At 71.2% G+C, this 434-nt stretch carries 1 protein-coding gene; it reads left to right on the forward strand.

Annotation, left to right across the window (positions count from 1 at the left end; translation table 11 throughout):
- Positions 1-191: CBS domain-containing protein (locus tag RNC47_RS37005; RefSeq protein ID WP_311605258.1), on the forward strand; the 191-nt coding region annotated here is incomplete at its 5' end.
- Positions 192-434 lie beyond the last annotated feature (243 nt).

Consider the following 434-nt stretch of genomic DNA (forward strand, 5'->3'; position numbering starts at 1 on the left):
CCACCGACGTGGTGTTCGCCGCCCCGGCCTGGACCCTGGAGGAGGCCGCGGAAGCCATGACGCACGGCGGGTTCCGGCATCTGATCGTGCTGGACGGCACCGGCCCGGTGGGCATCGTGTCGGTGCGCGACATCATCCGCTGCTGGGCGCCCACCCGCCGCCGTACGGTCACCGCCGCCGGGACGGCCTAGGGTCTTTCGTTTGGATCAGGCCGGATCAGGGAGCGGGGTCCGGTGCGTGCAGCTGCAAGGCGGAGGATTGAGGCATGGCGGAGCCATGGTGATGGACGACAACGCCGCAGATGTGCGTGCCGGGGCCCGCGAGCCCGGCATGATCCAAACGAGAGGCCCTAGTGCTGCTGGTGCAGGCCGCGCCCGGCCAGCGTCAGGAACGCCTCGCCGACCGCCTCGGAGAGCGTCGGATGCGGGTGGATG

The organism is Streptomyces millisiae (assembly GCF_031845425.1).
Classification (GTDB): domain Bacteria; phylum Actinomycetota; class Actinomycetes; order Streptomycetales; family Streptomycetaceae; genus Streptomyces; species Streptomyces millisiae.